22 protein-coding genes are annotated in these 21,503 nt (G+C 67.0%); 11 read left to right on the top strand and 11 right to left on the bottom strand.

The genetic code is table 11. From position 1 onward, the window contains the following. Positions 1-184: 184 nt before the first annotated feature. From ACQPYM_RS14935 to ACQPYM_RS14925, 3 genes are read left to right on the top strand one after another with little or no spacing between them, the layout of a single operon-like run. Complete coding sequence (locus tag ACQPYM_RS14935) at positions 185-337, top strand: hypothetical protein (RefSeq protein ID WP_433020912.1); 153 nt, start codon at positions 185-187, stop codon at positions 335-337. Further along, positions 334-1,314, top strand: coding sequence for a hypothetical protein (locus ACQPYM_RS14930; protein WP_433020909.1), 981 nt, complete (start codon positions 334-336; stop codon positions 1,312-1,314). The genes ACQPYM_RS14935 and ACQPYM_RS14930 overlap by 4 nt, the downstream gene beginning before the upstream one ends. Beyond that, on the top strand, positions 1,311-1,709 hold the full coding sequence (locus tag ACQPYM_RS14925; RefSeq protein ID WP_433020906.1) for an MAPEG family protein: 399 nt from the start codon (positions 1,311-1,313) through the stop codon (positions 1,707-1,709). Before ACQPYM_RS14930 ends, ACQPYM_RS14925 begins: the two co-directional genes overlap by 4 nt. Here ACQPYM_RS14925 and ACQPYM_RS14920 read toward each other — a convergent pair. From ACQPYM_RS14920 to ACQPYM_RS14905, 4 genes are all read right to left on the bottom strand, one after another. Continuing rightward, positions 1,702-2,694, bottom strand: a complete 993-nt coding sequence (locus tag ACQPYM_RS14920) for a Gfo/Idh/MocA family protein (protein WP_433020903.1) — start codon at positions 2,692-2,694, stop codon at positions 1,702-1,704. The genes ACQPYM_RS14925 and ACQPYM_RS14920 overlap by 8 nt on opposite strands. Next, positions 2,691-3,683, bottom strand: a complete 993-nt coding sequence (locus ACQPYM_RS14915) for a Gfo/Idh/MocA family protein (protein WP_433020900.1) — start codon at positions 3,681-3,683, stop codon at positions 2,691-2,693. Before ACQPYM_RS14915 ends, ACQPYM_RS14920 begins: the two co-directional genes overlap by 4 nt. Positions 3,684-3,795: 112 nt before the next feature. Beyond that, the gene (locus ACQPYM_RS14910; RefSeq protein ID WP_433020897.1) at positions 3,796-4,320 is read right to left on the bottom strand and encodes a YceI family protein; all 525 of its coding nucleotides are present in this window, start codon (positions 4,318-4,320) and stop codon (positions 3,796-3,798) included. Continuing rightward, on the bottom strand, positions 4,317-4,793 hold the full coding sequence (locus ACQPYM_RS14905; RefSeq protein ID WP_433020894.1) for a nuclear transport factor 2 family protein: 477 nt from the start codon (positions 4,791-4,793) through the stop codon (positions 4,317-4,319). The genes ACQPYM_RS14910 and ACQPYM_RS14905 overlap by 4 nt, the downstream gene beginning before the upstream one ends. A gap of 124 nt (positions 4,794-4,917) precedes the next feature. On the opposite strand from ACQPYM_RS14905, the gene sigJ reads away from it, so the two are divergent. After that, on the top strand, positions 4,918-5,814 hold the full coding sequence (gene sigJ, locus ACQPYM_RS14900) for an RNA polymerase sigma factor SigJ (protein WP_433020891.1): 897 nt from the start codon (positions 4,918-4,920) through the stop codon (positions 5,812-5,814). 175 nt (positions 5,815-5,989) lie between these two features. Here the strand turns inward: sigJ and ACQPYM_RS14895 are convergent, their stop codons facing one another. After that, positions 5,990-6,574, bottom strand: coding sequence for a TetR/AcrR family transcriptional regulator (locus ACQPYM_RS14895; RefSeq protein ID WP_433020888.1), 585 nt, complete (start codon positions 6,572-6,574; stop codon positions 5,990-5,992). A 146-nt stretch (positions 6,575-6,720) separates the two neighbouring features. Here ACQPYM_RS14895 and ACQPYM_RS14890 point away from each other — a divergent pair, with 146 nt between their 5' ends. After that, entirely contained in the window at positions 6,721-7,932 is a 1,212-nt protein-coding gene (locus tag ACQPYM_RS14890) for a cytochrome P450 (RefSeq protein WP_433020885.1), read from the top strand. Continuing rightward, positions 7,929-8,141: a ferredoxin gene (locus tag ACQPYM_RS14885; RefSeq protein WP_433020878.1), complete on the top strand. Its 213-nt coding sequence runs from the start codon at positions 7,929-7,931 to the stop codon at positions 8,139-8,141. The genes ACQPYM_RS14890 and ACQPYM_RS14885 overlap by 4 nt, the downstream gene beginning before the upstream one ends. A 22-nt stretch (positions 8,142-8,163) precedes the next feature. On the opposite strand, the gene ACQPYM_RS14880 is transcribed toward ACQPYM_RS14885, so the two are convergent. Beyond that, entirely contained in the window at positions 8,164-8,514 is a 351-nt protein-coding gene (locus tag ACQPYM_RS14880) for a hypothetical protein (protein ID WP_433020876.1), read from the bottom strand. A 52-nt stretch (positions 8,515-8,566) separates the two neighbouring features. Between ACQPYM_RS14880 and ACQPYM_RS14875 the strand changes: the two genes are divergently transcribed. Then, entirely contained in the window at positions 8,567-9,097 is a 531-nt protein-coding gene (locus ACQPYM_RS14875) for a MerR family transcriptional regulator (protein WP_433020873.1), read from the top strand. On the opposite strand, the gene ACQPYM_RS14870 is transcribed toward ACQPYM_RS14875, so the two are convergent. The 3 genes from ACQPYM_RS14870 to ACQPYM_RS14860 form a co-directional block, all read right to left on the bottom strand. Then, positions 9,094-9,687 carry a hypothetical protein gene (locus ACQPYM_RS14870; protein WP_433020870.1) on the bottom strand — a complete coding sequence of 198 codons (594 nt, stop codon included), beginning with the start codon at positions 9,685-9,687 and terminating at the stop codon, positions 9,094-9,096. The two genes, ACQPYM_RS14875 and ACQPYM_RS14870, sit on opposite strands and share 4 nt — an antisense overlap. Continuing rightward, a complete protein-coding gene (locus tag ACQPYM_RS14865; RefSeq protein ID WP_433020867.1) occupies positions 9,677-10,246 on the bottom strand; it encodes a TetR/AcrR family transcriptional regulator in 570 nt (189 codons plus the stop codon). The genes ACQPYM_RS14870 and ACQPYM_RS14865 overlap by 11 nt, the downstream gene beginning before the upstream one ends. An 82-nt stretch (positions 10,247-10,328) precedes the next feature. Further along, positions 10,329-11,522, bottom strand: coding sequence for an MFS transporter (locus tag ACQPYM_RS14860; protein WP_433020865.1), 1,194 nt, complete (start codon positions 11,520-11,522; stop codon positions 10,329-10,331). 87 nt (positions 11,523-11,609) lie between these two features. Here ACQPYM_RS14860 and ACQPYM_RS14855 point away from each other — a divergent pair, with 87 nt between their 5' ends. From ACQPYM_RS14855 to ACQPYM_RS14845, 3 genes are all read left to right on the top strand, one after another. After that, complete coding sequence (locus ACQPYM_RS14855) at positions 11,610-12,161, top strand: CGNR zinc finger domain-containing protein (protein WP_433020862.1); 552 nt, start codon at positions 11,610-11,612, stop codon at positions 12,159-12,161. 343 nt (positions 12,162-12,504) lie between these two features. Beyond that, on the top strand, positions 12,505-13,515 hold the full coding sequence (locus tag ACQPYM_RS14850) for an aldo/keto reductase (protein WP_433020859.1): 1,011 nt from the start codon (positions 12,505-12,507) through the stop codon (positions 13,513-13,515). Between the two features lie 58 nt (positions 13,516-13,573). After that, positions 13,574-15,043, top strand: a complete 1,470-nt coding sequence (locus ACQPYM_RS14845) for an alpha/beta hydrolase fold domain-containing protein (protein ID WP_433020856.1) — start codon at positions 13,574-13,576, stop codon at positions 15,041-15,043. A 10-nt stretch (positions 15,044-15,053) separates the two neighbouring features. On the opposite strand, the gene ACQPYM_RS14840 is transcribed toward ACQPYM_RS14845, so the two are convergent. Both ACQPYM_RS14840 and ACQPYM_RS14835 read right to left on the bottom strand, forming a co-directional pair. Next, positions 15,054-17,078 (bottom strand): cellulase family glycosylhydrolase, encoded by a 2,025-nt coding sequence (locus ACQPYM_RS14840; protein ID WP_433020853.1) that lies wholly within the window; start codon positions 17,076-17,078, stop codon positions 15,054-15,056. Positions 17,079-17,138: 60 nt separating this feature from the next. Beyond that, positions 17,139-18,488 carry a glycoside hydrolase family 6 protein gene (locus ACQPYM_RS14835; protein WP_433020850.1) on the bottom strand — a complete coding sequence of 450 codons (1,350 nt, stop codon included), beginning with the start codon at positions 18,486-18,488 and terminating at the stop codon, positions 17,139-17,141. Positions 18,489-18,819: 331 nt separating this feature from the next. Between ACQPYM_RS14835 and ACQPYM_RS14830 the strand changes: the two genes are divergently transcribed. After that, complete coding sequence (locus ACQPYM_RS14830) at positions 18,820-21,456, top strand: glycoside hydrolase family 9 protein (protein WP_433020847.1); 2,637 nt, start codon at positions 18,820-18,822, stop codon at positions 21,454-21,456. Positions 21,457-21,503: the final 47 nt, after the last annotated feature.

The following is a 21,503-nucleotide window of genomic DNA, read 5'->3' as shown; positions in this document are numbered from 1 at the left end:
CCCGATCTCGGCGTACGCCGAATTCGCCGCCGGCGCCGCGGTCCTCAATTCTCACGGCCCGGCCGATCACCTCACCACGCTTTTCCCGCCCGTCCGCCCGCGCGCGACGTACCTCGAAGTCCGCTTCCTCGACGCCCAAGAACCTGCGGCTGTCGGCATCGTCGTCACAGCCCTTTCGGCCCTGATGTACGACGACGATCGACGCCGGCGGACCCTTCAGGAACTCGGCCCCGAGCTCCCGCGCTTGGCCGAACACTGGCGCGCGGCCGCGATGGGTGACCAAGCCACCGCCGACCGCGGTCGCGAACTGCTACCCGACTTGGAGCTGGTCGCATGAACGTCCTGTTCGTCACCGACCCACTCGCCGACCTGCAGGCCGACATCGACGCCACCATCGGCCTGATGATGGCAACCCAGGACCTCGGTCTCGACGTCTGGTACTGCGATCCCGCCCAGCTCGCCGTTGCCGATGGCAAGCTTCGGGTCCGCGCTCATCGGCTCCAACTCCGGCCGCGGCGGCGTCCGACGGACGGCGACCACCGCTGGATCGTCGACCCGACCTGGTACGACGAACTCGGCACCGAGGTCATGGGCATCGCCGCATTCGACCTGGTGCACCTGCGCATCGACCCACCGGTCGACGAGCGCTACCTCCACACGACGTACCTGCTCGACCTCGCCGAGGAAGCCGGCACTCGAGTGATCAACCGTCCCGAGGGCATCCGGGCCCTGCACGAGAAGCTCATCGCCCTGCGCTTCCCCGAACTCTGCCCACCGACGTACGTCGGCGCCGATCTCGCCGGCCTGCGCGACTTCGTTGCGAGCGTCGGTACTGCGGTCGTCAAACCCGTCGACGGTTTCGCCGGCCTCGACGTCTGGCTGGTCGGCAACAACCACGCCGCGATCTCTCTGCTCGAGTCGGCCACTCGCGGCGGTAGGCGGCAGGTGATCGCCCAGCAGTACCTCCCGGCCGTTGAGCACGGCAACAAACGGCTGTTCCTGCTCGACGCGGAGATCGTCGGCGCGGTCCTCCGCCGGCCGTGCGCGGACGATTTCCGGATCGGCCCGCCGATTGCGCCCGCGGACATCGACGACGCCGACCGGGCGATCGTAGCGGCGCTCCGCCCTCACCTGCTCCGGCACGGCATCACACTGGCCGGCCTGGACGTCATCGGCGGCCGACTGATCGAGGTCAACGTGACGTGTCCGGGTGGCATGCACAAGACCGACGCGCTGCTGGGCGCCGAGCTCAGCCACGCGATGGTCCACCGTCTCGCCGCATCAACCCGTCAGTACGAAGGAGTCCTCGGATGAGTACCGTCACGATCGTCTGCATCGCCCTGATGGGTGTGCTGCTGTTCCTGCTCGGCGCCAATGTCACCCGCCATCGCGTGATCCGCGGCAAGAACGGCGGCGACCAGGCATCGGCCGACCCCGCTGACCGGCTGCTGATCGCCGTCCGCGCGCACGGCAACGCAGCGGAGTACATCCCGACGCTGATCGTCCTGCTGCTGGTCTGTTCGGCGTTATCGAGCAGCTGGTGGGTCGAGGCGCTGGCCGTCGCGGCTCTCGCAGTACGGACCACGCACGCCGTTGGCATGTTGCAGGCCAAGACACTGGCCGCGCATGGTCCGCTCCGCGATATCGGTGCCCTGGGCACCTACCTCGTCGGCATCACGCTCGGCGTCACCGCCATCGCGGTCATCTGATCGGGGCGATGGTCTTCGTCCGGGCACCTTCGTAGGCGGCCAGCAGGATCCCCAGTACGGCGATGCCCTCCTCCTCCGTGTGGAGGGGGCGGGTCTTGCCGAGCAGGGAGTCGGCGAAGTGGCCGATCTCGGCAGCGAACGTGTCGACGGGGTCGAGCTCGTAGGTCTCGACCTCACCGGAACGGAGCTGCGTGGTCAGGTTGTTGCCGTCGCTGCGCAACGATCCCAGCTCGCCGACCACCGAGAAGCGTTCGGTGCCTGGCGCCGGTTCGTAGGCCCAGCTGGTCACGAGCTGGCCGATGACTCCGTTGTCGAACCTGATCAGCACCTGGGCCGAGTCCTCGCCCTCCATGAACTTCAGCCGGTGGGTGGACAGCATCGCGGTCGCCTCGACCGGAAGAGCGCCGGCCAGATGCAGCATCAGGTACGTCGGGTGGTAGCCGGTGTCGATCAGCTCGCCACCGCCACTCGTCTTGCTGCTCGCCCGCCAACCCATGTTCTCCGGATCGAAGTCGTTGTAGAAACTGTCGGTGGTCCGCACCTCGTACACGGTGCCGAGGAGTCCCGCCTCCAGCAACTGCTTCGCCTTGGCCACTGCGGGCATGAACAGCTGGTTGTGTGCGCACATCAGCGTCACGCCGTTGGCACTGACCGCTGCTCGCACCTGCGTCGCTTCGTCCACCGACAGGCACAGCGGCTTCTCGCAGAGGATGTGCTTGCCCGCCTCGGCCGCCGCGACGATCGCGTCCTTGTGCAGGTGATGCGGCAGGCAGATGTCGACGGCGTCGAGCTCCTCATTCTCGAGCATCAAGCCATAGTCCGTGTACGCCGTCGCGCCCACCTCGTGGCCGCGGTCGACAGCCGTCTGCTCCACCGCGTCCGCCACGGCGGTGATGCCGATCTTCGCAGCGTGCTCCTGATAGCCACGGATGTGGGCGCCGGCGATGCCACCGCCACCGATGAGGCCGACCTTGAGCTGTGTCATCCGGCGACTCCTTCGTAAGCGACGGTCTTGCCTTGTATGGCTGCCTCGTTGGCGGCAACGACCAAGCGGGTCAGTTCCACAGCGCGGGCGAGGTTGTCGTCGGCCCGGGTGCCTTCGGTGATGTGGTCGACCCACTGAGCGAAGGGGTCCTTGCCGTGGCCGGGCACCGGCAACTGCTTGCCGCCGACCCGTAGTACGTTGCCGTCGTCGGTGTAGGTCAAGGTGCTGTCGGTGCCGAAGAGCTCGATGGTGAAGGGATTCGGGCTGGCGAACCCGGCCTCGATCACGCCGATCTTCTGGTCCGCGTAGCCGACGGTCACGACGGCGTTGTCTTCGAGCCCACGACCTGCCACCGACCGATAGGTCGCGCTGACCGTCTCTGGATCGGCGCCGAGGAACAGTTGGAGCAGGTAGACCGGGTGGCAGCCGAGATCGGTCAGTGCGCCGCCGATGGCGGCCTTCGGATCGAAGAACCGCTGCGGCAGCCAGCCTTCGGCGCCGTCTCTCGGAATGGCGCCGTCGTGCGACAGCCGCACCCGGCCATAGGTGAGTTGTCCGAGTTCGCCGCCGGCGATCACCTCCCGGATCGCTTGCGTATACCCATGAGCGAGGCGGGGCAACGAGACAACCAGTTTGACGCCCGCTTCGTCGCTCGCGGCAACGATCTCGTTGGCCTCGGCAACAGTTGGCGCGAGCAACTTCTCGGTGAAGATGTGCTTACCCGCCGCGGCCGCTTTCACCATGATGTCGCGGTGCACGTCCGTCCCGGTCGTGACGATGACGCCGTCGAGCTCGGTCCGGTCCAGCAGCGTCCCGAGGTGGTTCGTGTACGGGACGCCGAACTGGTCCGCGCCCGCCTGCCCGAGGTCCGCGTCGTCGTCCCAGACGGCGACGAGTTCCGTGCCGGGATGTTCCTGTGCCTGCCGTGCGTAGTCCTTCGCGTGAACGTGCCAGACCCCCAGAACCGCGACTTTGAGCGGTTTCGTCACCGGTCGTCCTCCAGCGCAATCGATTTCTCGGTCGCGCTCCACCGTACTGCGGACGGTGCCGGACGACAGCCGGACCGGAGTGTCAACGTCGCGACGTCACCGCTTGACCGCGTTACTGCTTGACCGCGGCGATGTCCAGCTCCAGCGTGACCCGGTCGCCGACGAAGAGGCCGCCGGCTTCCCCGATCGCGATCCACCGGACTCCCCAGTCCTTGCGGTTGATCGTCACCCGGCCGGTGAACCGGAGCCGGTCATCGGTCCTGGTCAGCTCGAACGGCACGGTGACCGGCTTGGTCATGCCGCGGATCGTGAGTTCGCCGGTGACGTCGTACCGCATCCTGTCCACCCGCTCGACCTTGGTGGAGGTGAACGTCATCGTGGGGTGATCGGCCGTCTCCAGGAAACTTCGGCGCAGGTGATCGTCGCGTTGCTTGTTGAACGTCTGGACACTGGCCGCCTGGACGGTGACCCGGACGGACGACTTCGACGGATCGGCACCGTCGAGCTGAGCCGTCCCCTCGAATTCGTCGAACTGCCCACGGACCTTCGCCACGACCATGGTCGGTACGACGAAGGCGAGCTTGCTGTCGGTGGTGTCGAGGACGTAGGTGCCGGTGAGTTCGCTGAGCTGGATCATGCCTGGAGACCCGCCGGGAGATCGAAGACGGTTGATGCGTTGGCCGCTGAGCCGGTGAGTGGGGTGGTGTCGACGTACAGGACCTCGTAGGTGCGGTCCGCGAATCGCCAACCGTCGGCCGTGCGCTGGTAGCGATCGCGGTACCGGGCGTAGTTGCGGTGGGAGGAGCCGTCGTAGAAGCTGCCGAACTCCTCGACATAGCTGCGGCCGGTCGCGGTGTCGCCGTCGAGCTGGATCGTGCCCAGGTGCACGGTCTGGATGAAGAACTGCCAGTTCCCCTGCAGCCGCTCGATGGCGGGGCGGATCTCCTCCCGGCCGGTGAACACCATGCCGGCGTGCGGCATCCGCCAACTGCCGTCCGGGGTGAACAAGCCGGCGAAGCCATCCCAGTCGCGCATCATCGCCGAGTCCGCGAACTCGATCGGCAGCGCCTGGAGCGCGAGCCGGTCGGCGATACCCTGAAGGTCGCTCATCTGGTCTTCTCCCCTGTCCGTTGTCGTCATGCCCTCCCCGACGAGACAGCGGCCCAGGATGTGAGGACCTCACAATCCGGCCGGCCGTTTCGTCGGACCTCTCGAGCAGCCTGAGGAGGCGACGATGACCAGTGGTGACCCGAACCTGAGCGTGATCATGAGCGAGCGGCGGCAGCTGATCAACCTCGCCTACCGGCTGCTCGGATCGCTGGCGGACGCGGAGGACGTCGTACAGGAGACGTACGCGCGCTGGTACGCGATGAGTCGCGAGCAGCAGGAAGCGATCAAGTCACCCGGCGCGTGGCTGACCACGGTCGCGAGCCGGATCTGCCTCGATCTTCTGGGGTCGGCGCGGGCGCGGCGGGAGAAGTACGTCGGCGAGTGGATCCCCGAACCCGTCCCCGACCAGACCGAACTCACCAAACCCACCGACCCCGCCGACCGCGTCACCCTCGACGAGTCGATCAACATGGCGTTCCTCGTCGTCCTGGAGTCGATGACCCCGGCCGAACGAGTCACCTTCATCCTGCACGACGTCTTCCGCTACCCGTTCCCCGAAGTCGCGACCATCGTTGGCCGTACCCCGGCAGCCTGCCGCCAGCTGGCCACCTCGGCACGCCGCCGCCTGCGCAACGCGGAGGCGACGGCAGCTCCCGCTCCTGCGGCTGACCGGGCGGCGATCGTTCGAAACTTCAAGCAGGCTTGGGAAGCGAAGGACATCGAGGCGTTGATCGGTCTGCTCGACCCCAGCGCCACCGCTATCGGCGACGGCGGAGGACTGGTGTCCGCTGCCCTCCATCCGGTCGAAGGCGGCGAAACGGTCGCCCGGTACTTCGCGGACCTGGCCGAACGGATCGGCGAGTTCGAGCTCGTGGAACGCACGGTCAACGGTCAGCCGGGGCTGGTGGTCATGGAGGACGACCAGACGGCCGCAGTACTGGCCTTCGACGTCACCGCCAACAAAATCACCCACATCTGGGCAATCCGCAACCCGGAGAAACTGCGCCCCTGGCAGGTGTAAACCCCCACGCCTCCTCCGACGGCCGGTCCTACGTCGCGTCCACCTTCGCTAGCTCCCACCCACCCCGGAACGCGGGCTCCTCCGTCGCCCGCGTCCTTTTGGGGGGGTGGCCGATTCGGTGGGGTGGGCGCGGGGGGTGGGCTGGGTGGCTCGTCGGCGTACCGGGAGCTGGGTTTCAGGTGACCAGGCTGATGGCGTTGGCTATCAGCTGGCGGTGTTGGTCGAGGGTTTCGGGGGTTGCGTTTTCGGGGGTGGCTTGGAGTAGGTGGTCGGTGGCTACCTTGAGGGCTGCGTTGATGGCGGCTGCTCGGACTCGGATTTCGAAGGTGGTGGGTGGGACGCCAGCTCGGGTGGCTAGGACTTCGGCGAGGGTGGTTTCTGAGCGTTCTCGGAGCATCAAGTAGGTGGCCCGCAGAGCGGGTTCGGTGTGGGTCATGCGGACTACCGCTAGCGCTGCTTGGATTTCTGCTCCTGATGAGGACTCGAGACGCGGCAAGTAGGCGGCACGCAGGTGTTCGGTCAGTTCGACGTCGGGCGGCCAGGCGCGGAGTACTGACTGGAAGCCGTCCACCATTTTCGTGAGCAGGGGCTCTACGCAACTTTCCTTGGTGGAGAAGTGGCGCCAGAGGGTGCGTTCGGAGACTCCGGCGGCGCGTGCGATCTGTTCGCCCGAAGTGGCAGCCACGCCCTGTGCGGCGAACAGCCGGACCGCGTGGCGGGAGATCTCGAGGAGCTGTTGCCGGCGTTGGTCTTCGCTCACCGGCGGTCGCCCGCGGCGGCTTGCGGTCTCGTCTGACCTGAGGTCCTCCACGCGGTGATTTAAGCATGCCACAACCGCCGAGCTTTAGTGGCAGCAAGTGCCATCAATTGCTACAGTGAGTGACTCAACGATCACTGGAGGGGACCATGAGCGTTGCCGCCGACCGTCTTCAACTGCCTTTCGAGAGGCCGAACGTCCTCGACCTCGCCCCGCTGTACGACGTACTGCGCCGCGAAATGCCGATCACTCCGGTCACCACGCCCGCCGGAGATCCCGCCTGGCTGGTCACCCGGTTCGCGGAGGTCCGCGACCTGCTCGGCGACAAGCGTTTCGGCCGTTCGCACCCCGAGCCGGAGCGGGCGGCCCGCGTCACGACCGCCGGGATCCTGGACGGTCCTACCGGCGACTACGACACCGAGGAAGCCGACCACGCGAGAATGCGCCGACTGCTGACACCGGCGTTCTCGGCGAAGCGGATGCGAATGCTCACGGACTACATGCAGGAGCTCGTCGACGGGTACGTCGACAAACTGATCGCCGAGCACGCCGCCGCGCCCGGCGGTGTGGTCGATCTGCACTCCGGACTGGCTCTTCCGTTGCCGGTCGCGGTCATCTGCCGGCTGCTCGGAGAACCGGAAGAGGACGGCGAACTGTTCCGTTCACTGTCCGAAAGGATGGCCGACGTCGCCAGCGGTCCGGACGCGCATCGGGCCAGGGACGAGTTCAACCGGTACATGGCCGGCCTGGTCGAGACCAAACGTCCACAGCTCGGCGAGGACGTGATCTCCGACCTCGTCCGGGCCCACAGCGTGGACGAAGGCTTCGACTACGAGCAGATGATCCGGCTCTGCGTCGGACTGCTGTTCGCCGGGCATGAGACGACGGTCAACCGCATCGGCCTGGGCACGCTGTTCCTGCTGACCCGCAACGAGCATTGGACAGCCCTGACCGCCGACCCGGCGGGACGGGTCGACTCGACCGTCGAGGAGATCATGCGGCTGGGCGCGCCCGGCGACCTCGGTCTGCTCCGCTATGCCCGCACCGACGTCGAAATCGCCGGCGTCACCATCCGGCAGGGCGATGCCGTCATCCTCTCGATCAACGCCGCCAACCGCGACGCGTCCGTCTACAGCGCCGCCGAGACCTTCGACCCGGACCGTCCAGAACGGGCCCACCTCGGCTTCGGGCACGGCGCCCACTTCTGTATCGGCGCGAGCCTGGCTCGTACCGAACTGCGGGTCGTCTTCGCCACGCTGGCAAATCGGCTCCCCGGCCTCCGACTCGCGAAGCCGCTCGATGAACTCGAAGTACGCAGCACGCTCACCGGCGGCGTCACCACCCTGCCGGTGACCTGGTGAGAACGGAGCAGATCGTGAAGGTGACCGTCGATCAGGACCTGTGCGTCGGCTCAGGGCAGTGCGCGTTGACCGCCGAGGACGTCTTCGACCAGAGCGACGACGACGGGACCGTGGTCCTGCTGGATGCCACTCCCCCGGCAGACCGCAAGGCCGACATCCAGTACGCCGCCGCCCGCTGCCCGGCCGCCGCGATCACCGTGGCGGAGTGACAAGCTCGCGGTGAATTGAGTACTACGCCGACGACGGCCGGCCGCGCCCCATGCTCTCGCGCTGCTCAACGTGCTGGCGCCAGATCAGGCCGACTCCGGTCAGGCACCCGGCAACAGCCGCGGCCAGCGGCCAGTTCAGCCGGCCATCGTCGAGCGCGCTGACGAAGGCGACCGTGAACACCCCCAGCCCGGCCCCGAACCCGACAGCCAGCGCGGGAACGGCACCGCCTGACCCCGGCAGCACGGAAGCGACGGCCAGCAGGACGACCACCAGGAGATCAGCAACGACGAACTCCGGCGGGTGGTCGCCGATCAGCAGCAGTACCGCGGTGACGGCGGCGATCGCCACGGCGGCCAAACGCAGGAGCATCATGCCGCGAGACTAGTCGATAGTGTTACTATCGATCAAGACCGAGAGGGGCTTCATGCGGATCAACGAGCTCGCCGAGCAGTCCGGCGTACCGGCCGCGACGATCAAGTACTACGTCCGCGAGGGCCTCCTGCCGGGCGGCGACCGGGCCGGCTACAACCAGGTCTCGTACGACGCGTCGCACCTGCACCGGATTCGGTTGCTCAGGGCAATGATCGGGATCGGCGGTATTCCGGTCGCGCTGGTCAAGCGAGTGGTCGCGGCTGTCGAGGACCCGGACCGGACCGTGCACAGCACCCTCGGCGAGGCCCAGCGCGCCGTCGCCGCGAGCTCGATCGAAGAGGTCCTGGCGACGGCCGGCACCCTCGGGCACGGCGACATCGCGGACCTGCTGGATGCCTACCGGGAGTCCGCCGCGCAACTGGCCGAGCTCGAACTGAAATGGCTCGAGCGGGCCGGCGACGACCTCGACGCCCTGACCGAACGGGCCGTGATCGGCACTGTGCTGGGTGACGCCCTGCTGGCCGCCGTACGCCGCGATGCCCAGAAGCAAGCCTCCCGCGCACACTTCGGTACCGGCAGCTAAGACGTGGATGAACGAATAGGGGCCTCTGGCACCAAATAGCAGACGAGCAGTTTGAGGAAGAACAGGACGGTGAACCATTCGAGGCCCTCGGGGAGCGGCACGACGGTCAGGTTGACCAGTACTGCGGCCATGTAAGCACTCATGGCGGCGGGGCGCTTCGCTTCTAGCTTGACCTTCTCGATCACCAGAGCGCCGGCCAGCAGAAGTGCTGCGTTGAGCAGGAACCAGCCCCAAGCGGCATCCAGTACTACGAACGCCATCGCCGCCAGGTAAGCGATGTGCGCCGCGACGAACGAAAGCCGCGAGCGGGACGGTTTGCTGTGGTACCAGCGCTTGGCGGCGTTGGTGGCATTGGTCATCACCCCGCCGACGAGATCCAGGCCGATGAACACCATGACCACCCACTGCGGCCAGCCGGCCTCGATCGGTTTCGCGAACAGGTGCCATGCGAGCAACGCCATACACACCAACGATCCGGCCAGCTCTGCTCGCAGTTCGGCGCGAGACTTGCCGGGCCCCATGAATCGCTCGAGCGCTCCCTTCCACCCCGGCGGCGTGGCCGGGATGGTCCAGTCGATCTCAGCTCTCATCGGGCTGCCTCCACAGTCCTTCCAGCAGACTCCACACGACCGGAGACGGCTCGACACCTTTCTGAAGCTGGGCAGCCATCCAGAGATCAGCGGTCCGCAGTACGGCGGCGCTGGCGGTCAGCATCAGTTCGCGGTCCACGTCGGCCCTGATGACGCCGATGGTCCGCCCATTGTCGACGACGGGCGCCAACCAAGGCGCGGGATCCTGCGCAGTACTGGCATTGAGCAGCGCCACGTCGTCGGGATGCGCCAACGCATGCGCGGTCAACCGCTCGGACGCCTCTCGCAGCCGGGTCCAGAACTCCGTGGCAGAGTCCGCGTTTTGCCAGGGACCCAAGGCGTGGAGCATCCGCGCGTGGACGTCCTCGATCACCGCCGCGAACAGGTCCTCCTTGCCGTCGAAGTACTGGTAGGCAGAGGTCTTGGAGATGCCGAGCTCGGCAATGATCTGGTTGTAGGAGGCCCGGTCGAGCCCGTCGCGGGCGAAATGCGCACGGGCCACCCGCAGGATCAGCTCACGTCGCTCGGCGGCCAGTCTGGAGAACCGCGGAAGAGGCATGTACCGATGGTACACCCCGCCGGTTCACCCTCGGATCCTGACGGAAGTGATGTTCAGTTGATCTGGGGACGCTGCGAGGGCGTCACCCGCCTCGTGTGGCTGATTCCTTTGCAGGAGTCCGAGTTCGGAGTACCGACGCGCCGCCTGCGGCGAGAACGGCGACGCCCGCGGCCACCAGCAGCGTGGTGGTGACGCCAGTACGGTCCAAGAGCTGGCCCGACACGGTGGTGCCGAGTGCGAAACCCGCCCACATGAAGGTGTTCAGCCAGGCGAACGTCTCAGTCCGGTACGCCGGCGGCGCGCTCTCGCTGAGGATCAGTTGGCCGAGCGCATCCCGGGCGCCGCTCACCGTGCCGGCGGCGAGATAGAAGAGCCCGATCAGCGGTACGGCGGCGATGGCTCCTGCTGCTGCCAGGACGACGACGGTCAGGAGATGAAGGGCCACGAGTTGAGTTCGCAAGCTGGTGGAGCGGTTGCGCGAACCGTAGATGAGACCCCCGACGACCTCGCCCGCCGACAGCGCCCCGAGCAACAGGCCCGCGGTGTGGCTGGTCTCCTTGCCGAACGACACCGCGACCATGTCCAGGCTGCCGTAGCCGAAGGTGTCGGCGGCAATGATGATCAGCAGGATGCGAACCTGGCGGTCCGCCAACGGTCCGATCCCCCGGCCTGCCAGGCCTTTGGGCGCACCTCTTTTGCCGGTCGCGAGATTGCGCGTGGCGGCCACAGCGAGGTCGCCGGCCAGTCTCGCCGCGCCGCAGATCGCCAGCGCGAACGTCGGCGATGCGACGGCCGACAAGAGGCCGGCCAAGGGTGGCCCGGCGACGAAGGTGGCGGAGTTCGTCACGGAGATGAGGGCGTAGCCGGTGTTGAGGCGATCAGTGGGTATGACTACCGGCAGATGGGAGCGTACGACGGCCGCGGTCGGTGGGGCCGTCGCGCCGGCCAGAGCGGCCGCGACGATGACGAGCGAACCGCTCCCAGCCAGCGTCCACCCGAGCAGCACGTAGGCGGAGGCATGCAGCGGCAGGTAGGTGATGACGGCCCTGCGAGCGCCCAACCAATCCGCCAACCGTCCCGCGATCGGGGCGCAGGCTGCCACCGACAGCGCATGGGCGGTGAGAACGAGCCCGGCTTCGGCGAGTGAGCCGCGAGATTGCGCGACGCCCACCGCGACGGTGATCCCCAGCATCGCGGTGCTGAGATAGGTCAACGTCGCGGCGGCGAGGAGGCGCCCTACCCGCGGAATCGCCAACACGTGCAGGTAGGAGCGCATGAGCACCTCGTTACTAGCGTTTGACGGTATGCTGGTAACGACCGTACGAAGATCGGAGTTACCTGTCAAATGCTAATAGCCTGTAACGTGCCCGCTCAGGCGGAACTGATCTCCGCGCTGGTCAACCTCGCCGTACCAGGCCTGGGCCGGATCCCCACCCCGGACCTCCAGCCTGAGGAAGTGGTGGAGCAGTTCGCCGCGAACCTCTCGCCGGCCACGGCTCGGGAGCTGCTGGCGGAGGACTCCGCGACGGAGTTGGTGACGCTGGCGCACGAACTGCACAAAGCCTTCGTGGCGCCCGATCTGCGCGCCGCCGTTGTCGTCCTGAACGACCTCCTGCACCGCTACAACGCGCGGCCCTATCTCGTCGAGGACGTGGGGCAGCCGTTCCACCTGCACTTCCACGGCGACCATGGCACGGTGGCGCGACGCTTCGGTGGTGAGTTCGCGACCGCACTCGCATTGACGGTCGACACCTACGGCGAGAAGCGTTTCGGCACCTGCGAGGCGAGCGAGTGCAGTCGCGTCTATGTAGACCTGACCCGCAACGGCTCCCGCCGCTACTGCAACGACTCCTGCGGAGCCCGAGCCAAAATGGCCGCCTACCGCCAACGCAAGTCAAACTCCGCGAGCGGGTAAAAGCCCCCACGCCTGCTCAGCCGCCCGCTCCTCCGTCGCGTTCATCTTCGCCAGCTCCCACCCACCCCGGCACGCGTGCTCCTCCGTCGCCCGCTCGGTGAAAGCGTCGCGAGCTAGCCGTCGCGATGGAGCCGGCCGATGCGGTGGCCACAATGCGCAACTGCTCGGATGCTCGCTTCGATCCTGTGTTTGTGTTTGCGTCACGAGCCGCCGTCGTGTGGTTGCCGTGATGGTTCATGCGTTGCGTGCATCAACTGTACTTGTTCTTGCATTGGACGCGCTGAAAGGCGCCTGCCTACGATCCGAGGGAATCGTCCTGCAGGTGTAGAGGAGACCTTTGTCTATGGAGTTCCGGTATGTGGGTAGGACCGGGTTGAAGGTCAGTGAGCTTTGTCTGGGGGCTATGACCTTTGGTGGGGATGCGGACGAGCAGGGCAGTCATGCGATGTTGGATGCGTTTGTCGATGCCGGGGGCAACTTCATTGACACCGCTGATGTTTACGGTGCTGGGCGGTCTGAGGAGATTGTTGGTAGTTGGCTGAAAGCCAAGGACCGGGACTCGTTTGTTGTTGCTACCAAGGCTTATGGCGACATGGGGCCTGGGCCTAACGACGGTGGGAACGGGCGTAAGCACATCCTGGCGGCGGTGGAGGCTAGTCTGCGGCGACTCGGGACCGACTACATCGATCTCTATCAGATGCATGTGTTCGACGATGCGACGCCGATGGAGGAGACGCTTTCGACGCTCGACACTCTCGTGCGTAGCGGCAAGGTGCGGTTCATCGGCGCCAGTAACCACACCGGCTGGCAGTTGCAGAAGGGTGTCGACCTGGCTCGCCAGCACGGGTTCGAGCCGTATGTTTGCCTGCAGCCCCTGTACAACCTGCTCGACCGCGACGCCGAGTTCGAACTCGTGCCGATCTGTCTCAACGAAGGACTCGGACTCATCGCCTGGAGCCCGTTGCGCGGCGGATGGCTTTCCGGCAAGTACCAGCGCGGCATGGACGGGCCGCCTGCCGGGACCCGGGTTGATGAATCGGGGCGCAATGGCGCGAGTGAGAACTGGGATGCCTACAACACCGAGCGGACGTGGCGGGTTATCGATGCGGTGATGGACGTTGCCAAGGAGACGGGACGATCGCCTGCCCAGGTCGCACTTCGGTGGCTGTTGCAGCGCCCCGGCGTTACCGCGCCGATCGTCGGCGCTCGCTCGATCGAGCAGTTGGCGGACAACCTCGGCGCGACCGGGTGGAGCCTCACTGAAGAGCAGATGAGCGTTCTGACCGACGCGAGCCCGTTGCCGACCGTGTATCCCTACCAGTTGCTCAACCAGTTCCGCCGCAAGTCCGCCTGATTGCGCAAAGTCGGCAAACCACGGCGGGTTCGCAGGAAGAGCTGCTGGACTGGGAGGCATGAACGCACCGACTTCCGAGGTTGTCGACCTGCCCTCGTTCAGAGCGGAGACCGACGCGCTGCTGGCCCGGTTCGACGGAGCGGCCGGGCCGGCCGACGAGGACCCGTACCAGGCACTGCTCCGCGACCGGCTCGAAGCCCCAGATCCCACGCTGGCCGGCGAATGCGACCCAGCGACCCGGCCCCGGGACCTCACGATCGATCTCGGCGACCGTGCACTCGAGGCGTGGGTCTACCTGCCACCGGGCGACGAGCCTCGACCCGTCCTGCTGTGGCTGCACGGCGGCGGCTTCATCGGTGGCGACCTGCGCGACATCGAGTACGCCGCGTCCGGACTCGCCGTCGCAGGCGACGTCGTGGTCGTGTCACTCAACTACCGGCTGGCGCCCGAGCACCCCTACCCGGCCGCCCTACAAGACGCCCTCGACACGCTGAGTTGGCTCCGCGAGCACACCGGCGAAGTACAAGGCGACGGCCGCATTGCCATCGGTGGGCAAAGTGCGGGCGCAGCCCTTGCCGCCGGTGCCTGCCTGATGGCGCGAGACAACGGAGTACCGCTCCCAGATCGGCAGGTGCTCTGCTACCCCACGCTCGACCTCGACCAGGACACAGAATCGTTCCGGCTCTTCGACGGCGTGTTCCTGAGCATCGTCCCCGGCTGGGCCGACGAGCAGTACTTCCCGGCAGGAGAACTTCCGGCCGCTGCTGTGCCACTGAGAGCGAAGAGCCTGGCCGGTCTACCACCGGCGCTGATCCTCGCCGCAGGTCGCGATCCGCTCCGCGACGACGCCCGGATGTACGCCGACCGACTCGCCGCCGACGGAGTGCCCGCGAGGATCGTCGAGTACGCCGACACCATGCACGCGTTCCTCAACTTCCCCGCCGTGCTGTCGGCCGGCCGGCACGCGGTCAGCCTGATCGGCGCCGAACTCCGCGATGCGTTCCTCACCAGAGAATCGACGCGCACACCGACCACGTCGGCCGCTGACGCGGTACGCCTCATCCGGGCTGATCGTCAACTGCTGTTCGATGCTTTAGGCAAGGTCGCCGACCCGCGCGAACCCTACGTCGTTGCCGATGGCCCGCTCGGCCACTTCTGCCAGTCACTTCACGACCTGGTCGCCCACATCCTGATGTGGGACGAGATCACCCTCGCCGTACTACGGGAGGCCGCGGCCGGCCGCATCCACTGGAGCGTGACCCCTCAGTGGGAGACCGTCGAGGCCGGCCGCGGTCTGAATGCCGGCGGCGTCGACGCGGGTCGCCACCTACCGTCGACGCTCTTGATCGAGCGGCTGCACAGCGTCGTCGATGCGCTGACAGCCGAGATCGAGCGCTACGACGAGCAGGCCTGGACCGACCCATCCACAGGTAGCGGCTTCGACGGCAGCATCGGCGCGCTCGCCGAGTACGCTGCCACTCCGCCCGACGGATCGCCGTACGGGCATGTCGCCCGCCACCTGCGGTAGGCCGTTCAGATCAGCTCGTCGTGCCGGTGACCGTGGTACCGGTCTTGGTGACGTAGTAGGTGAGTTTGGTGCCGCTCCAGTAGTGGAAGGTCAGCGTGACTCGGGCGTTGTCCCTGACGGCGGCAAAGAAGTCCGGCGTCAGGGTGGTCACTCCGCTCGCGTAGTTGGGGGCGAAAGCACGGTCGAACTCCTTGAAGGAGGTCCAGTCGTGCGGACCCGCGTTGGAGCCGTCGGCGTACTTGGCTTCCATCGTGGCCAGCAGGTCACCCCGGAAGGTGGTCGGGATGGCGAAGGAACTCGTCGTCCCGGTGGCGTCGCCCAGGACCGGCGCGTCGTACGTGATGATGTTGATCCGCCACGGCACCCCCTTCGAGAAGCGGGCGGACAGTACGGCGTTCGTGCCGTACTCCCGTGAGCCGCTCAGCCTGGTCAAAAGCGGTGCCGTCAAGGTGAGCTGGTCGCCCTGGAGGGTGTAGTCGGTACCACGGACCAGTTCGGTGGAGCCGTGACGCAGACCTGTGAAGGTCGTGCCGTTGGGGTTGAGGGTGATCGTCTTGGCGGTGATGGCGCTCGCCCGGGTGTTGAACACCTGGTCGGTGGACGCCGTCCCCGAGCGGGTCGTCCAGCTCGACTTGATCTGTGCGAAGAGTTCCGGATCGCTCCACTGGAACGAGGTCCGGCCGAGGTGCTGCCCGTTGTCCCACAGCATCGTGGTGATCTTCTTGCTGCGCGCGTAGTAGCCGAGGAACTCGAAGAACTTCAGCTTCTCGCCCTGCTGGATGGTCCCGGTGTGCCGGTCGAAACCGAGCAGGCCGTACTCACCGAGGATCACCGGGATGCCGCGGGCAACAAAGGTGTTGTAGACCCGGTCGAACGAGTCGATCAGGTCCTTCTGCGCGGTCGCGTCGAAGTGGGTGCCACCGGCAACGTTCACGCTGAACGGCCAGTACCCGTAGAAGTGCACGGTCGCGATCAGGTTGGGATCGTTGTAGCCACGGATGGAAGTCGCCAACGCGTCGAGCAGGACCTGGTCGGACGAGGTGTGCAGGGTCGGCAGGACGAGGAGACGGGTGGTGTTGTTGCCACCGGACCGGCGCACGATGTCCCGGAACGAGGTGTTCAGCTCGTGGAGCAGCTCTATTTCCTGAGCCTGCCCCGAGCTGTTGGCGAACTGCGGCTCGTTCACGCTCTCGAAGGTCAGCTTGGGCCCCGCGGTCTTGAAGGCTTCCGCCAATTGGGTCCAGATCGCGTTGTAGCGGCTGAGCACGCCGGTGCGATCGGCCGGCATGGTGTTGATCCACTGCCAAGAATCGTGGTGGATGTTGATCATCACGTAGAGGTCGCGGGCCAAGGCCCAGCCGACAACCTCTTTCACGCGATTCAGGTACGCCGCCTCGATCGCGTGGCCGGGCGCCGCGCCCAGGTGAGCGCTCCACGTGACCGGGATGCGAATGCTCTTGAAGCCCTGCGCTTTCACGTTGTCCAGCAGCGCTTCCGTGATCCGCGGGTTGCCCCATGACGTCTCGTCGCTTCCCGTCGAGTCGAGCGTGTTACCGACGTTCCAGCCCGGCTGCATCGCCGCAACTGCTGCCATCGCATCGCCACCAGGGCCAGGACCGGGACCGGGACCGCCGCCGCACAAGACACCGTTCAGCTCGAACGAGGACGGGTCCGTATTGGATCCCGTCCAGCTGCCGTTGAAGCCGAACGACACCGAGGCGTTCGTCGCGATCTTGGCGTTGTAGTCGGCGTCCTCAGCCGTGACCTGGCTTCCGGCGGTCGTGACTTTCGCGTTCCATGCCTGGGTGACCTGCTGACCAGCTGGCCAGGCCCAACCCAGCCGCCAGCCGTCGATCGGATCACCGAGGTTGGTCACGGTGACGTTGGCTGTGAACCCACCGGGCCACTGACTCGCCACCTTGTACGAAACGCTGCACCCGCTCGCTGCCGCGGCCGCCTCGTCAGTTGCCGCCAGGCCGGCACCTGCCACCAGGGCCGCGATCGCGGCCACCAGCACACCGACTCGGTGCCGCAATCGTCGCGTTCTACTTCTTGGGAACATGGAACTCCTCAATCTCACTTAACCGGGACGGCCTCAGGTGCAAGAAGCACCATTCAGGGTTGGAGCGGAGAACGGGGGCGTGCCGCCGCCGTAGGTCGCGTTGTAGCCGATCGTGGCGGTACCGCCGGTGGCGAGCTTGCCGTTCCAGCCGACGTTCACGGCCCGCACGGTGTCTCCCGTATCGGTCCAGGTGGCGTTCCAGCCCTGGCTCACGGTCGCCCCGGGCGCGGAGAACGTCAGCGTCCACCCGTCGACAGGCGCCCCGCGGTTCTCGATCACGATCTCGGCGGTGTAGCCGGTCGCCCAGGTGTTGACCACCCGGTGCGTCACCTTGCACTGGCCAGGCTGCGGAGTCGGTGTTGTGGGCGGGGGCGTCGTCGTGGGTGGCGGCGTCCAGTTGGCGGCAGCCGCCAGGTCGTACGCCCGCTGCGGCACGAACTGACCAGCGGAGGCAATGCATCCGTCAGCTTCACCCGGCGGCTTGACCCACAGGAAGGCAGCAATCTGCCCATCACCGGTCTGGTCTGTGCTCGGCGTACCGACGGCTCGGCCGGCCGGGTCGCACCACTCACTGCCCAACGGACCGTTGCCGTTGCGGCTGGTGTCGATCACCGCACGAAGCCGGGAATCGCCCACCGCGTTCAGTACCGCCTTGGCGAAGGCGGTCTCGTCGGCGGTGGTCCGGTAGTTCGACACGTTGGTGGCGATGCCGTCGGCGCTGTTCGAGATGTCGGCGCCCCGCAGTCGTGCCACGGCCTCCCCCGGCGACAACCACGCGGAGTGGCCGATATCGAAGTACACCTTCGTCTGCGCCGAACCGGACTTGAGCTTCTTGCCCGCGTAGGCCATCGACGCCTTCGTCTGGTTCTGCTGCTCCGGCGACTGGCAGCTCGTCATGATCGGCAGCACGTCCGGTTCCAGGACGATCGCGGCCGGACGGCCGGCCACACCGGCCGCCACCTGGTCGACCCAGGCCCGGTACGCCTCGTGTGACGGCGCCCCGCCACTGCTGGCACCGCCGCAGTCGCGATTGGGGATGTTGTAGACGACCAGGATCGGCACCTTGCCGGCCGCCGCGGCCGCGCCGACGTACGCGTCGACCTCGGCCCGTACCGTGCCGGTGTTCGTGGTGGTGAACCACTTCCCCTGCGGCGTGGCCACGATCCGGTCCCGGATCATCGGCGTGCGGGAGTCGTTCGGGTTCGCCGCGACCCATTTGGCCGCGCTGGTGTTGGGGTCCACGTAAAAGGGCGAGCTTGCCGCGTGCGCGGTTCGCCCAGTGGCAAGGGCGGCAGCACTCGCGACGAGCGCAACCGCGAGCACAGCGGCAGCAGAAGTCAGGGCGGCGGTCGGTCGGCCGGAGTTCAGAGTTGTGGATCGCATGACGGGTCCTCGCAGTGTCGGTGGGCGGCCGTGCACTTGGGAGCGCTCCCAGAATGGCTCGAACTGTAACCGGCGGGAAACGGCGAGTAAAGAGTCCACCGGAACTTTCGTGGCCCGCGGCTCCTGGCCGCCGCAACTCGGCCGACCGACGGAATCCGAAACGTTTAACCCCTCGACATTCTCTTTCCACAGCGCTTCCCGAGCCTTACGCTGCCGAATCTGGGAGCGCTCCCAGAAGGCATCTCCCCACCGCCCCGGACCTTGCCACCCACGTCCCCCAGACCTGGCACGCGTCCCGAATCTGCCTTCGGAGGTACTCGTGCGAAGCTGCATGGCGAGAGCGTTGACAGTCACCGTCGTCACCTTGCTCACGATCCTGGTCTGCCCCGTGCCACCCGCCGCGTCGGCGGCCCCCGCGTTCAACTACGGGGAGGCACTGCAGAAATCCATCTGGTTCTACGACGCGCAGCGCTCGGGCAAGCTGCCCGCGGACAACCGCGTCAACTGGCGTGGCGACTCGGCCCTGCGCGACGGCAGCGATGCCGGCCTCGACCTGTCCGGTGGCTTCTACGACGCGGGCGACCATGTGAAGTTCGGGCTGCCCTTCGCGGCCGGCCTGTCGATGCTCGCCTGGGGCGCGGTCGAGAACCGGGACGCGTACGTCGGCTCCGGCCAGCTCGAGCACTTGATGGCGAATCTGCGCTGGGGCACCGACTGGATCATCAAGGCACACCCGGCCCCGAACGTGGTCTACGGCCAGGTCGGCGCGGGCGACCCCGACCACGCCTGGTGGGGCTCGGCCGAGGTGATGACGATGGCCCGTCCGTCGTACAAGGTCGACGCATCCTGCCCCGGCTCGGACCTCGCGGGTGAGTACGCCGCGGCGACCGCCTCGGCCGCGATGGTGTTCAAGCAGACCGACCCGGCCTACGCGGCGACGCTGCTGACGCATGCCAAACAGCTCTACAGCTTTGCTGACACGTACCGCGGCAAGTACAGCGACTGCATCACCGACGCCGCCAAGTTCTACAACTCCTGGAGCGGCTACCAGGACGAACTCGTCTGGGGCGCGATCTGGCTGTACCGCGCGACGGGCGACGCGTCGTACCTGGCCAAAGCCAAGGCGGAGTACCTGAAGCTCTCGACCGAGCCGCAGAGCTCCGAGCGGTCCTACCGGTGGACGATCGCCTGGGACGACAAGTCCTACGGCGCCTACGTGTTGCTGGCCAAGCTGACCGGTGAGCAGATGTACGTCACCGACGCCAACCGTTGGCTGGACTACTGGACGACCGGCTACAACGGCAACCGGATCCGCTACTCCCCCGGTGGCCAGGCAGTACTCGATACCTGGGGCTCACTGCGCTACGCGGCCAATACCGCGTTCGCCGCGCTGGTGTACTCCGACTGGCTGGCCACTCGAGACAGTGCCCGGGCCAGGACCTATCACGACTTCGGCGCGCGGCAGATCAACTACGCGCTCGGCGACAACCCGCGGAACTCCAGCTATGTCGTGGGTTTCGGCGCCAACCCGCCCCGCAACCCCCATCACCGGACCGCGCACGGATCCTGGAGCGACAACATTCAGGAACCCGCCATCAGCAGGCACACCCTGTACGGAGCCCTGGTCGGCGGTCCCAAGACCAACGACGACGCGTACACCGACAGCCGCAGCGACTACGTGATGAACGAGGTCGCGCTGGACTACAACGCCGGCTTCACCGGCGCACTCGCCCGGCTGTACAAGGAGTACGGCGGTACTCCGCTGGCGAGCTTCCCAGTGGCGGAGACCCCCGACGGCCCCGAGCTGACCGTGCAAGCGTCGGTGAACCAGGCAAGCACCCAGTTCACCGAGATCAAGGCCTTCGTACTCAACAAGAGCGCCTGGCCCGCGCGGACCTTCAACGGCACCATGCGCTACTACTTCACGCTCGACGGCGCCACGACGCCCGGCCAGCTCAGTGTCACCACCAACTACAACCAGTGCGGCACGGCTAGCGGCCCGATCCAGCACAGCGGCTCGGTGTACTACGTGGAGATCCGCTGTACCGGCGTCGCCCCGGCCGGGCAGTCGGCGTACCGCAAGGAAGTCCAGTTCCGCATCGCCAGCTCCGGGACCTGGGACCCGGCCAACGACTGGTCCTACGCGGGTCTGAGCACCGGCAACACGGTCACTCAGACCGACCGGATCGTTCTGCACCAGGACGGCCAGCTGGTCTGGGGCGTCGAGCCGAACGGTACGGTCGACCGCGAGCCACCCAGCGCGCCCACGCTGCTGAAGGCCTCGGCCGTGACCGGCAGCAGCGTCACTCTCAGCTGGGCCGCGTCCACCGACAACGTGGGTGTCAGCGGCTACGAAGTGCTCAACGGCACGACGGTCATCGGCTCGACCGCCACCACCAGCCTGCAGGTCACCGGCCTCACACCGGACACCTCCTACACGTTCTTCGTCCGGGCAAAGGATGCCGCCGGCAACGTTTCTCCCGCAGCGCCCCTCAGCGTGCGCACCACAACCGCACCAGCGAGCACGCTGACCGTGCAGCACAAGGGGTCCTCGCCGGCGACTACGAACCAGCTCGGCGCCACCCTCCAGGCATCCAACCGGGGCACGACGAGCATCGGTCTGACGACCGTGACGCTGCGGTACTGGTTCACCGGCGATGCGTCCTCCCCCACTTACCAGGTGTGGTGCGACTGGGCCCAGGCAGGTTGCGCCAACGTCAGAGCACGAGTCGTCACGCCGGCTACCGCCCGGCCCGGAGCCGACGCCTACCTGGAGGTCAGCTTCACCGCGGGCAGTCTCGCTCCCGGCGCGAGTACCGGCGAGATCCAGCTGCGCGTGGCGAAGTCCGACTGGTCCGGCTTCAACCAGGCCGACGATCACAGCTACCGGGTGAGCAGTTCGCTCACCGACTTCGATCGGGTCACCGGCTACTCCGGCGGTGTCCTCTCCTGGGGCGTCGAGCCCTGACCAGCCTCGGTGCGGCGGCGTGCTGTGTGCAGCGTCTCGCACCGATC

Origin of the sequence: Kribbella sp. CA-294648 (genome assembly GCF_050943845.1) — a bacterium.
Lineage (GTDB): Bacteria > Actinomycetota > Actinomycetes > Propionibacteriales > Kribbellaceae > Kribbella.
This window is presented reverse-complemented; position numbering and strand designations above follow the sequence as displayed.